General features: G+C 51.5%; 11 protein-coding genes and 1 tRNA gene. 7 read left to right on the top strand and 5 right to left on the bottom strand.

The genetic code is table 11. The features are described from left to right. Positions 1–40: 40 nt before the first annotated feature. Together ACZ5BW_RS06780 and ACZ5BW_RS06775 are read right to left on the bottom strand one after the other, a co-directional pair. Entirely contained in the window at positions 41–358 is a 318-nt protein-coding gene (locus ACZ5BW_RS06780) for a hypothetical protein (protein ID WP_464543501.1), read from the bottom strand. A gap of 158 nt (positions 359–516) precedes the next feature. Continuing rightward, a tRNA-Leu gene (locus ACZ5BW_RS06775) sits at positions 517–605 on the bottom strand. Positions 606–1,563: 958 nt separating this feature from the next. Here ACZ5BW_RS06775 and ACZ5BW_RS06770 point away from each other — a divergent pair. After that, entirely contained in the window at positions 1,564–3,288 is a 1,725-nt protein-coding gene (locus ACZ5BW_RS06770; protein ID WP_464543500.1) for a di-heme-cytochrome C peroxidase, read from the top strand. Positions 3,289–4,514: 1,226 nt separating this feature from the next. Here ACZ5BW_RS06770 and ACZ5BW_RS06765 read toward each other — a convergent pair. Beyond that, positions 4,515–5,552: an SDR family oxidoreductase gene (locus ACZ5BW_RS06765; RefSeq protein ID WP_464543499.1), complete on the bottom strand. Its 1,038-nt coding sequence runs from the start codon at positions 5,550–5,552 to the stop codon at positions 4,515–4,517. 322 nt (positions 5,553–5,874) lie between these two features. Between ACZ5BW_RS06765 and ACZ5BW_RS06760 the strand changes: the two genes are divergently transcribed. After that, positions 5,875–6,632 (top strand): IS5 family transposase gene (locus ACZ5BW_RS06760; RefSeq protein ID WP_464543498.1). Its coding sequence is split into 2 segments (ribosomal slippage): positions 5,875–6,208 and positions 6,208–6,632, totalling 759 coding nucleotides; the frame shifts between segments, so codons are not numbered across the junction. Between the two features lie 12 nt (positions 6,633–6,644). Here ACZ5BW_RS06760 and tnpA read toward each other — a convergent pair. Beyond that, positions 6,645–7,058: an IS200/IS605 family transposase gene (tnpA, locus tag ACZ5BW_RS06755; RefSeq protein WP_464543497.1), complete on the bottom strand. Its 414-nt coding sequence runs from the start codon at positions 7,056–7,058 to the stop codon at positions 6,645–6,647. Positions 7,059–7,079: 21 nt separating this feature from the next. Here tnpA and ACZ5BW_RS06750 point away from each other — a divergent pair, with 21 nt between their 5' ends. Both ACZ5BW_RS06750 and ACZ5BW_RS06745 read left to right on the top strand, forming a co-directional pair. Continuing rightward, on the top strand, positions 7,080–8,303 hold the full coding sequence (locus ACZ5BW_RS06750; RefSeq protein WP_464543496.1) for an RNA-guided endonuclease InsQ/TnpB family protein: 1,224 nt from the start codon (positions 7,080–7,082) through the stop codon (positions 8,301–8,303). A gap of 292 nt (positions 8,304–8,595) precedes the next feature. Beyond that, positions 8,596–8,799: a cold-shock protein gene (locus ACZ5BW_RS06745; RefSeq protein WP_464543495.1), complete on the top strand. Its 204-nt coding sequence runs from the start codon at positions 8,596–8,598 to the stop codon at positions 8,797–8,799. 457 nt (positions 8,800–9,256) lie between these two features. On the opposite strand, the gene ACZ5BW_RS06740 is transcribed toward ACZ5BW_RS06745, so the two are convergent. Further along, positions 9,257–9,883, bottom strand: a complete 627-nt coding sequence (locus tag ACZ5BW_RS06740; protein ID WP_464543494.1) for a CHRD domain-containing protein — start codon at positions 9,881–9,883, stop codon at positions 9,257–9,259. A 407-nt stretch (positions 9,884–10,290) separates the two neighbouring features. Here ACZ5BW_RS06740 and ACZ5BW_RS06735 point away from each other — a divergent pair, with 407 nt between their 5' ends. From ACZ5BW_RS06735 to ACZ5BW_RS06725, 3 genes are read left to right on the top strand one after another with little or no spacing between them, the layout of a single operon-like run. Beyond that, positions 10,291–12,219, top strand: a complete 1,929-nt coding sequence (locus ACZ5BW_RS06735; protein WP_464543493.1) for a Tar ligand binding domain-containing protein — start codon at positions 10,291–10,293, stop codon at positions 12,217–12,219. Beyond that, positions 12,216–12,629, top strand: coding sequence for a response regulator (locus tag ACZ5BW_RS06730; RefSeq protein ID WP_464543492.1), 414 nt, complete (start codon positions 12,216–12,218; stop codon positions 12,627–12,629). The genes ACZ5BW_RS06735 and ACZ5BW_RS06730 overlap by 4 nt, the downstream gene beginning before the upstream one ends. Before the next feature lie 45 nt (positions 12,630–12,674). Beyond that, on the top strand, positions 12,675–14,387 hold the full coding sequence (locus ACZ5BW_RS06725; protein ID WP_464543491.1) for a PAS domain-containing sensor histidine kinase: 1,713 nt from the start codon (positions 12,675–12,677) through the stop codon (positions 14,385–14,387). Positions 14,388–14,414: the final 27 nt, after the last annotated feature.

The raw sequence follows: 14,414 nt of genomic DNA, 5'->3' as shown, positions 1-14,414 counted from the left end.
AACCGCCCGAAGGCGGCTGGGTGATCCTGTTTTAGCTGGGCTATCCTTTGCAGGCGTTACCTTTCCAGGTTGATCCGATAACGATACCTTTCTCAACTTCAAAGGTAGTTTGGCATGACTTGGTATTTCCGGTACTTCCCTGCTCAGCCGGAACCGTCCTAGAAAAAGAATAAGTAAGGAACTTTTTTCCTCCTTCCTCATAAACTTGCTGGGGAGTTCCAAGCAACATGATCAAATCAATCTCCGATATGCCGTTATACGGAGCTAATTTCTTTTCGTATCCGCTTGTGGTTGTGGTTGTGGTTGCGCATCCTGATAACGCCACAGCAGCTATTAGAAGTATTAATGTCCTCTTCATAATGAATCCCCAGCTGTTGAGCCCGATATCAGTCTACCGGACTTGATATTACTGCAATCTTCTTTTAACCATTCCCAAGCCTCCAGCACCGCTCTCTTCTGTGTGCACTAAGAACCTAAGAATGATAGTAAAAAACCAGCTTAAATTATTGTTTTTATTGGTGCCCGGAGCCGGAATCGAACCGGCACGGGCGGTTAAGCCCGAGGGATTTTAAGTCCCTTGTGTCTACCAATTTCACCATCCGGGCACATTGATTCTTAAGGCTTTTTATGCAATGTCAGGCAGGATTGTCTATGTTTTTGCTACAGGATCGGCACAAAAACTGAGCGAAAAGTTCAACGACAACGTATCATATTATCTCTCTTTACGTAGCATTTTGCCCATAGCAGTCACATCTTGCTTAAGGTGATTTGTCTCTGGGTGAGAATACAAGTTGCTGCAATCGCATGGCAGGCTGATCCAGCAAATCGCGTAAGGCTACCAGATTTCCATCTGATTGCAAGAATCAGCTTACGGATGCCGCTATCATGAAGGCGTATAGAGGATCGATGTTGCGCTCATCACAATTAAGTAGCCTTCCAAACATTTCCCTCCCAAAACCCGCTTCAGCGGGTTCTTGTTTATTGACTCAGCCTTTAACCTCTGATCTTTTTCTGAGTATGCTTCTTATTCGTGCGCTATTCGCGAAAAATACGAATAAACCAATAGAACTTCCTCCCAAAGCTTGAATAGCGAGGATAAAACTCTTCTTTTTCGCTTATCACCTCCTGTTTCACGCAACCATACTTCCTACCACCCTTCCCAAGCACTGATCCGGATCAGCAGGCTGAGACCTGCGGCTGTATTGCCAGTCATCAGCGATGAGTTCTTCTACCCCCTTTCCGCAAGGAGGTGGTAACAAGGTCGCAGTACCTTCGTGGCGAAGGGCGAATCGAAATCAGCAATTAAAAAACGCAGTGCAACGTACCACCAGACATCCAGCTGATTTGATATCTGACATCAGTCAGTTCAAGCAGTCAGGATGTTTCTAATGTTCGTCAATATTACCCAGGTCCGCGTTGCGAAGGATTGATAGCCGTTGACCCAGTAACGGTCGTATCGGCACATTTCATCGCTCAATCGGCAAAATAATTTATGCAATACGGGTAGCAAGGGCACGACGAGCCTCAAAACATATCGTTCATTAATCTAAAGGGAGATAAAAATTGAAAATCAAGTTCCTATCCTGGATTGGAAGCCTCCTGTCCACACTAGCTTTGCTCGTGCCGCCGGTTTCTTCGGCAGCCGAACAAGTAATCATAGATCAGGGGGCAGAGTGGACAGCTTCTGCCCGAAAGGATTTCTATAGTCGCGATCAGGGCTCTCGTATCATGCCACTGCGCTGGATATCCGCCTTGAAGCAAGCAGACGGCCAACCGTTCATGGCTGAAAGCTTGGGCCGATATGGCTACCTTCCCAATAAGACCAGCAAACCAGCTGGATTACCCGTGGGATTCACCGTTGCAAGTGGAAGCGAAGGACAGGAAATCGGCATGAACTGCTCTGCCTGTCATACGCGTCAGATCGAGGTCAACGGTACCGCATACCTGATCGACGGCGGACCGGGAATCGTCGATTTCCAGAGTTTTCTGGCTGATCTCGATACTGCCGTGAAGCTCGTTTTGACGGACAAGCAAGCGTTCACGGATTTTGCACGCGCCGTCCTTGGCCCGTCAGCAACCCGGAAGGATAAGGAAAAGCTGCAGGGAGCGGTGAAGGCGTGGTATTTACCCTACCATACGCTGATCGAGCGCGCACTTCCCGCAAAACCATGGGGTCCGGCGCGGCTCGATGCGGTATCGATGATCTTCAACCGGCTGACCGGCCTCGATATCGGTTCTCCACCGACATATATGATTCCCGAAAACATCCAACCAGCCATCGCACCGGTACGCTACCCATTTCTCTGGAATGCCTCGATCCAGGATAAGACACAATGGCCCGGCTTCTCCAGCAATGGCAATGATATTCTCGCGCTTTCCCGAAACCTCGGTGAGGTTTACGGCGTATTCGGGGTTTTCCATCCTAAAAAGGATAGATGGCGTTTGCTGGGGATTGATTACCTGTCCAATAATTCAGCCGAATTTCAGGGTCTGGAGACGTTAGAAGACCTGGTAAAAAAAATTGGTCCTCCCAAATGGCCATGGAAGATAGATCAGGCGCTGGCCGATAAAGGCAAGGAAATCTTCGTCCGCAAGACTGAGCAGGGTGGTTGTGCGGATTGCCATGGCATTAAACCAGGGCAAACACGGTTTCGGGATCAAAAAACCTGGGCGACGCCCCTCATGGATGTCGGTACGGATTCCAAAGAGTATGAAATACTTGCACGGACTGTTAAGACAGGTGTGCTTGAAGGTGCGAAGATTCCATTTCTCGCCACACCGCTCAAACCCGTGGATACGGCCTTCAATGTCCTGGGAACATCCGTTCTCGGCTCTATCCTCCAGCACTATGTTCCCGTGCTCATGAAAACTGAAGAGGAAGCTGGGGGGGCGAAGAAGAGCGCGCAATCCCCCTTTCCGCGAGAGACAGAATCTCTTCGAGATGCTTTCATTGCTCGACCGACCGAGGCTAAACCGTCCTATCCGTATGAATCACGCGTCCTCGAAGGTATCTGGGCCGCTGCTCCCTATCTTCATAACGGATCGGTTCCGACATTGGCAGAGCTACTGAAGCCTGCAGCTGAAAGGATCAGCTCGTTCAAAATTGGTCCGGCTTACGATATTGTCAGTGTAGGACTGGCCACCGAGCAGAATAAATTCGACTACACGCTGGAAACTACGGATTGCAGTGATCGAAATTCCGGAAACAGCCGTTGCGGCCATGAATTTGGGACAAAGCTTTCGGCCGAAGAGAAAAAAGCGTTGCTGGAATATCTCAAAACACTTTAGCCCCTCATATCGCTCATTTCCAAATCCATATCATCTTCTCTCTTATATTCTGGGGTTCATCGCACTTTCCTCACAGTGTGATGAACCCTTCTCTTCTTCAGCAAGCTCACCTTATTTGCTGTTCACAAGAACTTTCTCTACTGGGTTATAAAAACGATTGCCAGGAATACCTGGCTCGGTAATAGATGATAAGGAAGACGTACTAATTCTCAAGGTGATGAGCCTCGGGCTGTTGAAAAGTCGCTCTGGGTATTACCCAGCTTCCGGAATATCGATCACCAAAATCCATGATAGAACTTATGTCCGGCACCGTGGGACGAATATCGGGTTTTGCCAAACAGTGTGGAAAATGCCTGGGTGGCGCAATGAGATGTGTACTATCACAGAACACCTGAAGACAGCATCAGGGGAACCGATTTATTACCTCGCTGCTCTGACAGCAATCAATTCCTCGAAACCCTGAATTTCCCCCTGAAGCGATAGCGTTTCGATCTGCTGGGAACATGTACTTAAGTACAATTTATTTCCCACTGATCAAGGACTAGAATGCCATTCGTAAAATTATCTCTCGTTCACATCCTTGGAGGAAAAAATGAAACTTGCGATGGTGCTCCTGACAGGAGGCCTTTTCGCACTCTCATCAGCAGTTCAAGCTCAACATAATGGCATCGGACAGGAGTACAACGGTTTACAGAATTTGGGACGTGCTGGGCACGCAAGGCATGAACAGATGATGCTGGAACAGCAGCAGTTGCGAGTTCTGCAGGAGCAGAACGAGCACCGGCGAAGGGACCACCTCCGTTCCCAGCGGTTACGAGCGGCAAACTCCTGGGGAGGGCACAGGTTTCGACTCCGGGCATGGGCAGCTGCCACCCTTGCCAAGGACTCATAATCCCCTGATCGTAGGTTCAATTCCAGCATAAATACCAATAGATTGGGGAGTTACAAGCATCTATTTGTAACTCCTTTTTAGTTTCCGATAATGACAATGGATATCAAGCTCGCGTATGGAATAATGAGGAATAATGAGGCAGGTGTAAGCAAGATCATTAAAAGGGCAACAGGTAATCTGCGAAATTGGGGTCAGGTGATAGGGAGAATTCGCACTTGGGAGATTCACATGCGCATCATAGTTCGTCCTGATAGCATCGGCAAATGGTGTCGGCAGAAGAAACCTTAAGACTGTAGGCAAGGTTGAAAGTCTGCTTCTGGCCTTGTTAGCTGCGTTAGGGGTATCCTTCCCCGCCTGAGGCACCGTACACCTGTCCGGTTGCGTAGCTTGATTCCTGCGACGCGAGAAAGACATACAGGGGGCCGAGTTCCGCCGGTTGGCCGGGGCGCCCAAGCGGAGTCTCCTTGCCGAACCTGCTGAGGTCCGCCCCTCCAGTCGTCTGCAACGGCGTCCAGAACGGTCCTGGCGCCACCGCGTTCACCCGTATACCCTGCTTGGCGACCTGCTTCGCCAGCGATTTTGTGAAGGCAACGGCGCACGCCTTTGTCTGCACGTAGTCGAGAAACGCATCGGATGGAGTGTAAGCCTCAATGGAGCTTGTGTTGATGATCGCCGCTCCGGGCTCAAGATGCGGCAGAGCGGCCCTGGTAATCCAGAACATGGCATAGACATTGCATTTGAAGGTCGAATCGAACTGTTCAGTCGTAAGATCGACGATAGAGGGCTGCGCAGCAGCCATAGCCGCATTGTTGACAAGGATATCCAGTCCGTCCAGCTCCCGGACGGCGTTGGCGACAAGCCTGGAGCAAAAATCCTCGTCCCGGATATCGCCAGGGATCGCGACCGCCTTTCGCCCTTCCGCCCGAATAAGTTTCACGACCTCACGAGCGTCGGACTCCTCAACAGGTAGATAGTTGATCGCGACATCGGCGCCCTCACGCGCAAAGGCGATGGCGGCGGTGCGACCAATGCCCGAATCGCCACCGGTCACAAGTGCCTTTCTACCCACTAGCCGGCCCGAGCCCTTGTAGGTTGTTTCACCGTGATCAGGCCGCGGTATCATCTTGCTTACAAGGCTGGGAGGATCCTGTTTTTGCGGGGGAAAAGGGGGAATAGGATATTGCGTTCTCGGATCCTGTTTACGGGATTGGCTGGGCCTTTGTAGCGAGCCGGGGCGGCTTTCTTGCTGTCCTTGCTGCGCTTGCTGCCCTTGCTGTGCAAAGGCCGGATAGACAAATGCTGCGGCAAGGCCGGTTGTCATGCCGCCAACAAACTGACGCCGCGCGGTGCCGGTGTCGTCTTCTGGTTTCATATCTGTTCTCCTATGAAAATTGCCGGGACGATTTCCGATCAGTTTTCGCCAAGCCGAGCCTCGGCAATACCGCTAATGGAAGCTTTCCCTGAATGGAAGTTTTCCCTGGTTGGGGTGGATAGGTCTGTTGATCGGAATGCGCGGCAAACCTCGTCCAAGTGATCTGGTTGCGAAGCAACCTTTAGGCGAAGCTGTCGAACCTGGTCGGGTAAGGATAGCACGGAGGCCATCGGCGTTCTTTGTTAGCTAGGCTCAGGACCTATTAATTTTGGGATTCACGGAAGTGAGCGGATGTGATTCACTTATGTCAGGAGGAGTTGCCATGAGTGATCTTTTTATGCTGTCAGAGAAACAATTCAACCGCATAAAGCCTTATTTTCCCTTGTCCCATGGGGTGGCGCGTGTGGATGATTTGCGGGTGCTCAGCGGGATTATTTACGTGATAAAGAACGGCCTGCAATGGAAGGACGCTCCCAAAAGCTACGGCCCGCACAAGACGCTCTACAATCGCTTCATGCGCTGGAGCAGGATGGGTATATTCAACCGCATTTTTGCGGAACTGGCTGGCAAAGAGGAAACGCCCGATCGGCTAATGATTGACGCCACACATCTGAAGGCGCACCGTACGGCAGCCAGCCTTTTAAAAAAGGGGATGTTCCCCGCCGTATCGGTCGCACCAAGGGCGGCTTGAATTCAAAACTCCATGCCGTGTGCGACAGCATGGGCAAGCCTGTTGTCCTGCTGCTCTCCGAAGGGCAGATGAGCGATTATAAGGGTGCGGCCCTGTTGTTGCCTGTTCTACCCAAGGCAAAAGAGTTGCTGGGGGATCGCGGCTATGATGCTGACTGGTTCAGGGCAGCCCTCAGAGAAAAGGGTATTACGCCCTGCATTCCCCCGAAGAAGAACCGTAAAACCCAGATCGAATACGACAGGGAACTCTACAAGCAACGCCACAAGGTAGAAAATATGTTCGCCAGGCTCAAGGACTGGCGACGCATCGCCATGCGTTATGACCGTTGCGCCCACACCTTCTTCTCCGCCATCTGTATCGCCCCTACCGTCATCTTCTATCTCAATTAATGAGTCCTGAGCCTAGTGTGGCGCCTGCTGCTGTTCGATGTACTGGCGAACGATGCCCATAGGTGCTCCGCCGCAAGATGCGGCGAAGTAGGAAGGCGACCAAAGCATGTTTTTCCAATACCGTCCCTTAATGTCTGGCCGCTCGCTACGCAGTCGCCGACTGGATGCCCCTTTGAGGCTATTCACCAGTGCCGATACCGACACCTTCGGCGGATATTCCACCAGCAAGTGCACATGGTCGCTCTCGCCGTCCATCTCGACCAGCGAAGCCTCAAAGTCCGTGCAGACCTTGGCGAACATCCTGCGCAGGCGATCTATTGCATCGTCGTCAAACACTTTGCGCCGATATTTCGCCACAAAGACCAAATGGACATGCATCTTGAAAACGCAATGCCGTCCGTGTCTAATTTCGTTGTCATCGCTCATAGACCAAAGTATAATCGAGTCATGAAACGCCTTCAAGCCTATAAATACGAGCTACAGCCCAACGGGGAACAGCAGCGCCTCATGCTCCGCTTTGCCGGGTCGTGCCGCTTCGTGTTCAACAAGGCGCTGGCATTGCAAAAAGCCAACCACGAAGCGGGCGAAAAGTTCATCGGCTATGTTGCGATGGCAAAGCACCTTACCGCCTGGCGCAATAGCGCGGGGACGGGCTGGCTCGCCGATGTGCCGGTTCATCCCTTGCAGCACGCGCTCAAGGACCTGGAGTGGGCCTACAAGAACTTCTTTGCCAAACGTGCCGACTTTCCGAGTTTCAAAAAGAAAGGCCAAGGCTATAGCTTCCGCTACCCGGACCCCAGGCAATTCAAAATCGATGCTGGCAACTCGCGCATCTTTCTCCCGAAGCTGGGCTGGATTCGCTATCGCAACAGCCGGGGATTGCTCGGGACGGCCAGGAACATCACCGTATTGGGCATGGGTGGCAAATGGTTTGTGTCGATCCAGACCGAACGGGAAGTGGAGACGCCGATTCACTCTTCGACGTCCATCGTGGGCGTCGACGTGGGAATCGCCCGTTTCGCCACGCTCTCGGACGGCACGGTCTTTGAACCGATCAACAGTTTCAAGAAGCAGCAAGCGCGCCTGGCTCATTACCAACGGGCGATGAGTCGCAAAACCAGATTCAGCCGCAACTGGATGAAGGCGAAAACCAAAGTCACGAAGCTCCACCAGAAGATCGGCAATATCCGCCGCGACTTCCTGCACAAGACTACGGCCACGATCAGCCAAAACCACGCGATAGTGTGTATCGAGGATTTGCAGGTGCGCAACATGAGTAAGTCCGCAGCGGGAAGCGTCGAAGCACCGGGGCGGAGCGTCAAGGCCAAGTCTGGCCTCAACAAGTCGATTCTGGATCAGGGTTGGGCCGAGTTCCGCCGGCAACTGGAATACAAGCAGGCCTGGCGAGGCGGCAATGTGTTGGCGGTTCCGCCGAAGAACACCAGCCGGACTTACCCTTGCTGCGGGCATGTGTCGGCGGGGAATCGCCAAACGCAAGTCAGGTTCGCTTGCGTGGACTGTGGCTACGAGAACAACGCCGATCTGGTCGGCGCGATCAATATTTTAGCGGCAGGGCATGCCGTGTTGGCCTGGGGAGGAACGGTGCAGTCGGGCCGTCCAGCGAAGCAGGAACCCGCCGAAGCGACTATGCAGGAGTTCGCTCTTGTTTAGCGCCGCAGGAATCGCCTTCCTTCAGGTGGGCGAGGATGTCAAAACTGCTGGAGCTTGGGTCCCAGCAGGTTTCCTGCACCTGATCAAAATTATGGCATTGAAAGATTTGCTCTCTCGCTAAGGGTCCAAAATGCACCATCTGAGTGAACATAGATTCTTCATTCTTCAGTACGGTAGCGAACATATTTCTCATTCAGGCACCGTCAGAATGCCGTTAGACCTGAAAACCAGGTCTCTTTTTAACTGATATGTTTCCCGGGTTCCTGGCTCGGCTTTTATATAGGAAGTAAAAATGGCAATTGGCACAGTAAAATGGTTCAATGAGGCCAAAGGATTTGGTTTTATTACCCCTGTTGACGGCAGTGAAGATTTATTCGCACACTTCTCCGCAATCAACATGTCCGGCTTCAAAACCCTCAAAGAGGGACAAAAAGTAACGTTTGAGGTTACGCAAGGCGCAAAGGGCAAGCAAGCATCAAACATTCAAGCCGCGTAAGATTGCACGCTGGGCGGAATATTCGTGCCAGCGTGTAATCCTCTTATAGAGTTACCTGATTCGTATGCTATTTCTATTTGACTGATTGGGAATCAGCCAGATCAGCGAGCATGAAATAACTCAAGGCCCAGAGCAGATTGCCGCAATAGGCAAAAGGGAACGAAAACTCAGTTGTTTTTGTGCAATTGCTTTTCAACAGTGAGCAGAAAAAATCCTGTTCTTCCAACTCATTGCTCGAAGAGCGCCCGAATGAGTTAGGGGTTATGGGCAACCACCCCCTCCGGCAAATTTAATAAACCAGAGAAAACGGCACCCCTGCCCTTCGATTCCGGCTTCGATTGCTATCCAGGCAATCCTTGAGGATCAGCAGGTCTCCTTATCTTACCTTGGAAACAAAGAAAGCCTGTTTATAGCCAGAGCTCAAAATCATTCCATTCAATTACTCGGCAGCAGATGTTCAGCTTATCCTAACGCCGCTATCTTCGCAGGAAAGAAGACGACGACGCCATGCCATCATGCTCACCATCGCTAAACCGGCCAATAGCATCGCATAGGTTTCGGGTTCTGGTATGGGAGCCAGGAAACCGCGAATCTCCCCGCTTGGAAATTCGGGCATCGTATGGATATTCGCGTACGCGCGACCATCATTTATTCCCGCAACCAATGCGTCGAAGGCGCCTTGAGCAGTTCCGCCATTCGCGTTCAGGAATGGCAGATTGTAACTCGACGCATCCAACATATTAAAGGTGTGATCGTAATCACCTGCCATGACTCCGGAGGGAAAGCCAGTAAACGTGGGACTTACGGTGGCGACTCCCGCCAGTCCCTCATGCGGCGTGGTTGTGCAGCAGTGGATATGCGAGGCGGAAACATTTCCCGTAAGCCCGCTGAAGCTCTCTTCCACCCGCATCGTCCCGGCATCCTGATTAATAGTGATCATTGCCGTACCAATACCTGGAGAAGAGTTCGGCGGATCCTCGTTGGGACCGGTAAGGTTCGCTGTATAAACCGTGGTCTGGGCAACAGCTGGCATAGCTACTGCCGCCGTGAGCAGACATCCCGCAGCCAAAACGTTGAGTTTCATGATTATCCTCCTTTAAGATTGAATTTCAGCGCATCTCAATCCCCGATTAACAGCTAGAGCGTCACTCGGCGAAATACCACCGATCCGGGAACGCTATCTAAATATAGTACATATCAAGGAGAGCCTCTCAATAGGAATAGGCCATTTGGTTGTGCGAGTACTCTGGAGGCAGCGGATCGCCTGCAACATCTGCTGATCCACATATTCGGGTCATAAATTTCCTGCCATAAATTTCCTGCTCCCGACCGGTGAGCATCAATCAACGTTGTCTTCTTTCCCTGGATGAGCCGTGAACGGGGTTGTCGGATTAAAAGATATTTTTCACTTGAGGTTCACAGAGGTATATTTATAACTTTCTGTGCAATAGAAAACTTTGAATATCACCTTTTCGACTCCTTGCAGGTCACATGTTCAAAAATCTGACATTTAAAAACCTGACGATCAAATCGCGCTTGATCTTTACCCTTTCCTACCTGGTCGCCTTTTTGCTGGGAATGGGAATGATCGGTTTGTTCGGCATGAGCAATGCGATAGACGGACTGAGGACCGTCTACCATGACAGGGCGATTCCGCTGAGCCAGGTTGGATATATTGAATCACTTTTGCTGCAAACCCGGCTCGCCGTCACATCTGCCCTGGTAATGCCGACGCCCGAAATCATCAGGAACAAGACCGCAAAGGTTGAGAAGAATATTGCGGAAATCAACAAAACTTGGGAAGAGTATATAACCACCCGTCTGACCCCCGTGGAAAAAAAGCTTGCTGCCAAATTTGATGCCGACCATCGGAAATATGTGACCGAGGGGCTGCTGCCGGCCACAGCAGCGCTGCGCGCCAATAAAGTCGGCGAAGCAAACAGGATACTTATAGAGAAGATTCGTCCGATGTACCTGCCGGTAGGCGAAAGCATCGACGCGCTTGTTTTGCTGCAGGTCGATGAAGCAAAGAGAGAATATGACCAGGAACAAAGCCGGTACGAGACAATCCGCGCCATTCTCATCGCTTCGATAATTGTTGCCCTGCTGCTGGCGGTGGTGTTCAGCCTCATGTTCATCCGTGCGATTTTTCAGCCTCTCGAGAATGTGGTGCGAATCTCCCGCGGCGTGGCGGCAGGAAACCTGAGACAGGAAATCGAAGTTCGTCCATCGAATGATGAAATCGGCCAACTCATGGAGGCCGTGCGGGAAATGCGCGACAGCCTGGTGGACACAATCGGCCAGGTTCGCGCCAGCGAAGCAAATACGCGCGCCTTGATAAATAACCTGATTGTAGGTGTGGTCTCCGTTGACGAAGAGGGCGCGATCAAGACCGACAACCCGGCAATGGAACGGATCTTCGGTTATTCCGAAAGTGAGTTGATCGGACAAAATATCGGCTTCCTGTTCCCCCGGCCTGAACACGGTCAACTGACGGATTATTTTAAGAATTACCAGGAAAACACAAAACTGCAAGTGCCCGGAAAAACGAATGAGGTTATAGGGGTGCGCAAAAACGGTGCAACGTTTCCCCTGGATATTTCTGTGACTGAGATGCATGGCCAGGAGCATCGGATGTTCGTCGTCATTCTGCGTGACATCAGTGAACGTAAACAGGCAGAGGAACAGAAGGCGATACTGATGGCTGACCTGGAAAGCGCCAATGAAGAGTTGAAAAGTTTCGCATATGTGGTATCGCACGATTTGAAAGCACCGTTGCGCGCAATTGGCGCACTTGCAGACTGGCTCTCTACTGACTACCTCGATAAGTTCGATGATGAAGGTAGAGAGCATATGCGCCTCCTTGTCAGCAGAGTCCATCGTATGGGAAACCTGATCGACGGTATCCTGCAATATTCACGTGTGGGGCGGGTCAGAGAAGCACCTGTGGAGGTGAAGGTGGATGAAGTCCTGCGCGATGTAATAGATTTCATTGCCCCTTCGCCAAATGTTACCATTACCGTCGAAAATACATTACCAAGCATAGTGATAGAGCCAACGCGCATCCAACAGATATTTCAGAATCTGCTTTCAAATGCCATCAAATACATGGATAAGTCTCAATGCGAAATTCGTATTGGCTGCATTGCAGAGGGCGAACATTGGAGGTTCAGCGTCAGTGATAACGGTCCTGGTATCGAATCACGCCATTTTGAAAAAATCTTTCAGCTTTTCCAGACGCTTGCCCCAAGAGACCGGGTAGAAAGCACCGGTGTTGGACTCACCCTGGTAAAAAAGATCGTGGAAATGTATGGTGGCAATATCTGGGTAGAATCCACACCTGGGGAGGGTACAGCTTTTTTCTTTACTCTCCCTAAAACAGTAGCAGTCGCAAATTTAACCAAAGGAACAGCAGCGTGAAAATAACTAATAGACCCATCCTCCTGGTGGAAGATGATCAAGTAGATAAAATGACGGTCGTTCGTGCTCTAAAAGAGATTCACGTAACGAACCCGCTCGTCCACCGGGAAAATGGTGAGGAGGCTGTTCATTATCTCCAGGACCCGGCAAGCGAAAAACCGTGCATCGTTTTGCTAGACTTGAACATGCCCATCATGAACGGTCTCGAATTCCTGAAAGCGGTTAAAAATGATGACAAGCTGAAGCGTATTCCCATAGTAGTTCTGACTACATCAGAGGAACAGCAGGATAAGATAAACAGCTTCGACCTCGGTGTGGCGGGGTATATGGCCAAGCCGGTGGATTATCGTCAATTCGTCGAAGTCATGCGTTCCATCGATGCTTACTGGACCATCAGCGAGATGCCATGATAAAGGCTCAATCAACTCCCTGATTTTACGAAAGCTCATCCACTTATGACCAAACCCCTGATTCGCGTTCTACTCGTCGAAGACGATGCCGTGGATCGTATGGCGTGTCGACGTGCCCTTGCCCGGGACCCGGACTATGAGTTCGTGCTTTCCGAAGCCGAATCAGGCCGGGAGGGATTGCAACTTGCCTATGAGCAAAAGCCGGACTGCGTCCTGCTCGATTACCACTTGCCGGATGTGAATGGTCTTGAGTTTCTGGCGGCGCTGACCGACGAGAGTGGCGATGTCTCCATCCCGGTCATGATGCTGACAGGTACGGACAACGCTGCCATTGCCGTAGAAGCAATGAAGCGCGGGGCGAAGGATTACCTGATCAAGGATCTGGAACACCAATACCTTGAATTACTGCCTGCCGTTATCCAGCGCGTGCTGAGCGACCGGCGGATACGGCTGGAAAAAAAGCAGGCGGAAGAGAAACTCGCCCAGGCGGAGGCCAAATATCGCTCCCTGGTCGAAACCATTCCGGCAATCGTTTACATTGCTGCACTGGATGGGAGCAACCGTTTCCTCTACGTCAGCTCGCGTATCAATATGCTTGGTTTTTCAGCAGAACAATGGTTGAACGATCCGGCCATCCTGCTTGCACAGATTCATCCGGACGACCGGGCGCACGCACTCGAGGGGCGGGCAAAAAGCCGCGCAACGGGCGCCCCTCTGCGTTGTGAGTATCGTTTGCTTGCTCAGGATGAAAGAGTCTTGTGGTTCCGCGACGAGGCGAATGTGGTGCGGGATGAATCGGGACGCTCGCTGTTTCTGCAAGGTATCCTGGTTGATATCACTGAAAGCAAACAGGCAGAAGAAGAGTTGAAGCAGCACCGTTTTCGCCTCGAAGAACTCGTCGCCAAGCGCACCGATGAACTGGCGCGGGTGAACGAGGAGTTGCGGCGCGATATTGCCCAGCGCAAACTGATCGAAGAAGAACTGATCAAAGCCAAGACAGAGGCGGAAAAAGCCAATCTTGCAAAATCAGATTTTCTTTCCAGCATGAGCCATGAATTGCGCTCACCGCTGAATGTCATGCTTGGTTTTGCCCAATTGATGGAATCGAGTTCTCCCCCGCCGACATTCACGCAAATGACCATGCTCAAGGAGATCAATTCTGCAGGATGGTATCTGCTTGAACTGATAAACAAAATCCTAGATCTCGCCGCAATCGAATCCGGCAAGCTGGTTGTTGCGCAGGAACCGATGTGCATCGGAGAGGTCATGGTCGAGTCCCGGACCATGGTCGAACCGCAGGCCCAGGAGCAAAACATACAACTGATCTTTCCGCCATCATCGGACATGGGCTTCTTCGTTCGGGCCGACCGAACGCGGGTGAAGCAGGTTCTGATCAATCTTCTTTCCAACGCAATCAAATACAACCGCGAGGGTGGCACGGTCGAAGTGAGTTGCTCCATGACCGTGCCCGGACGCCTCCGCGTAAGTGTGCGCGATACCGGGACGGGATTGCCGCCGGAAAAACTGACACAGCTTTTTCAGCAATTCAACCGGCTCGGACAGGAAGCGGGGTCTGTGGAAGGCACAGGCATTGGCCTGGTGGTGACAAAACAACTGGTTGAACTGATGGGCGGGGCAATCGGCGTGGAAAGCACTGTCGATGTCGGCAGTGTGTTCTGGTTTGAACTAACAGCCGATGGAGCTTCCGAGGCTGCCCCCGATGCAGATAAAAACGAAGAATTCAGTACTGAAGGTTAAGAAAACACCTCTGTCTCCTGTCTCCTG

It is taken from the genome of Nitrosospira sp. TNL300 (assembly GCF_055385915.1).
Note: the sequence above shows the minus strand (reverse complement) of the source record. Positions and strands in the feature narration are given on the sequence as shown.

What these genes read in the sequence shown, in the direction of transcription:
- ACZ5BW_RS06725 (WP_464543491.1), top strand. Translation starts at nt 12,675, where the DNA reads ATGACCAAACCCCTGATTCGCGTTCTACTCGTCGAAGACGATGCCGTG.
- ACZ5BW_RS06735 (WP_464543493.1), top strand. Translation starts at nt 10,291, where the DNA reads ATGTTCAAAAATCTGACATTTAAAAACCTGACGATCAAATCGCGCTTG.
- ACZ5BW_RS06765 (WP_464543499.1), bottom strand. Translation starts at nt 5,552, where the DNA reads ATGAAACCAGAAGACGACACCGGCACCGCGCGGCGTCAGTTTGTTGGC.
- tnpA (WP_464543497.1), bottom strand. Translation starts at nt 7,058, where the DNA reads ATGAGCGATGACAACGAAATTAGACACGGACGGCATTGCGTTTTCAAG.
- ACZ5BW_RS06780 (WP_464543501.1), bottom strand. Translation starts at nt 358, where the DNA reads ATGAAGAGGACATTAATACTTCTAATAGCTGCTGTGGCGTTATCAGGA.
- ACZ5BW_RS06750 (WP_464543496.1), top strand. Translation starts at nt 7,080, where the DNA reads ATGAAACGCCTTCAAGCCTATAAATACGAGCTACAGCCCAACGGGGAA.
- ACZ5BW_RS06745 (WP_464543495.1), top strand. Translation starts at nt 8,596, where the DNA reads ATGGCAATTGGCACAGTAAAATGGTTCAATGAGGCCAAAGGATTTGGT.
- ACZ5BW_RS06740 (WP_464543494.1), bottom strand. Translation starts at nt 9,883, where the DNA reads ATGAAACTCAACGTTTTGGCTGCGGGATGTCTGCTCACGGCGGCAGTA.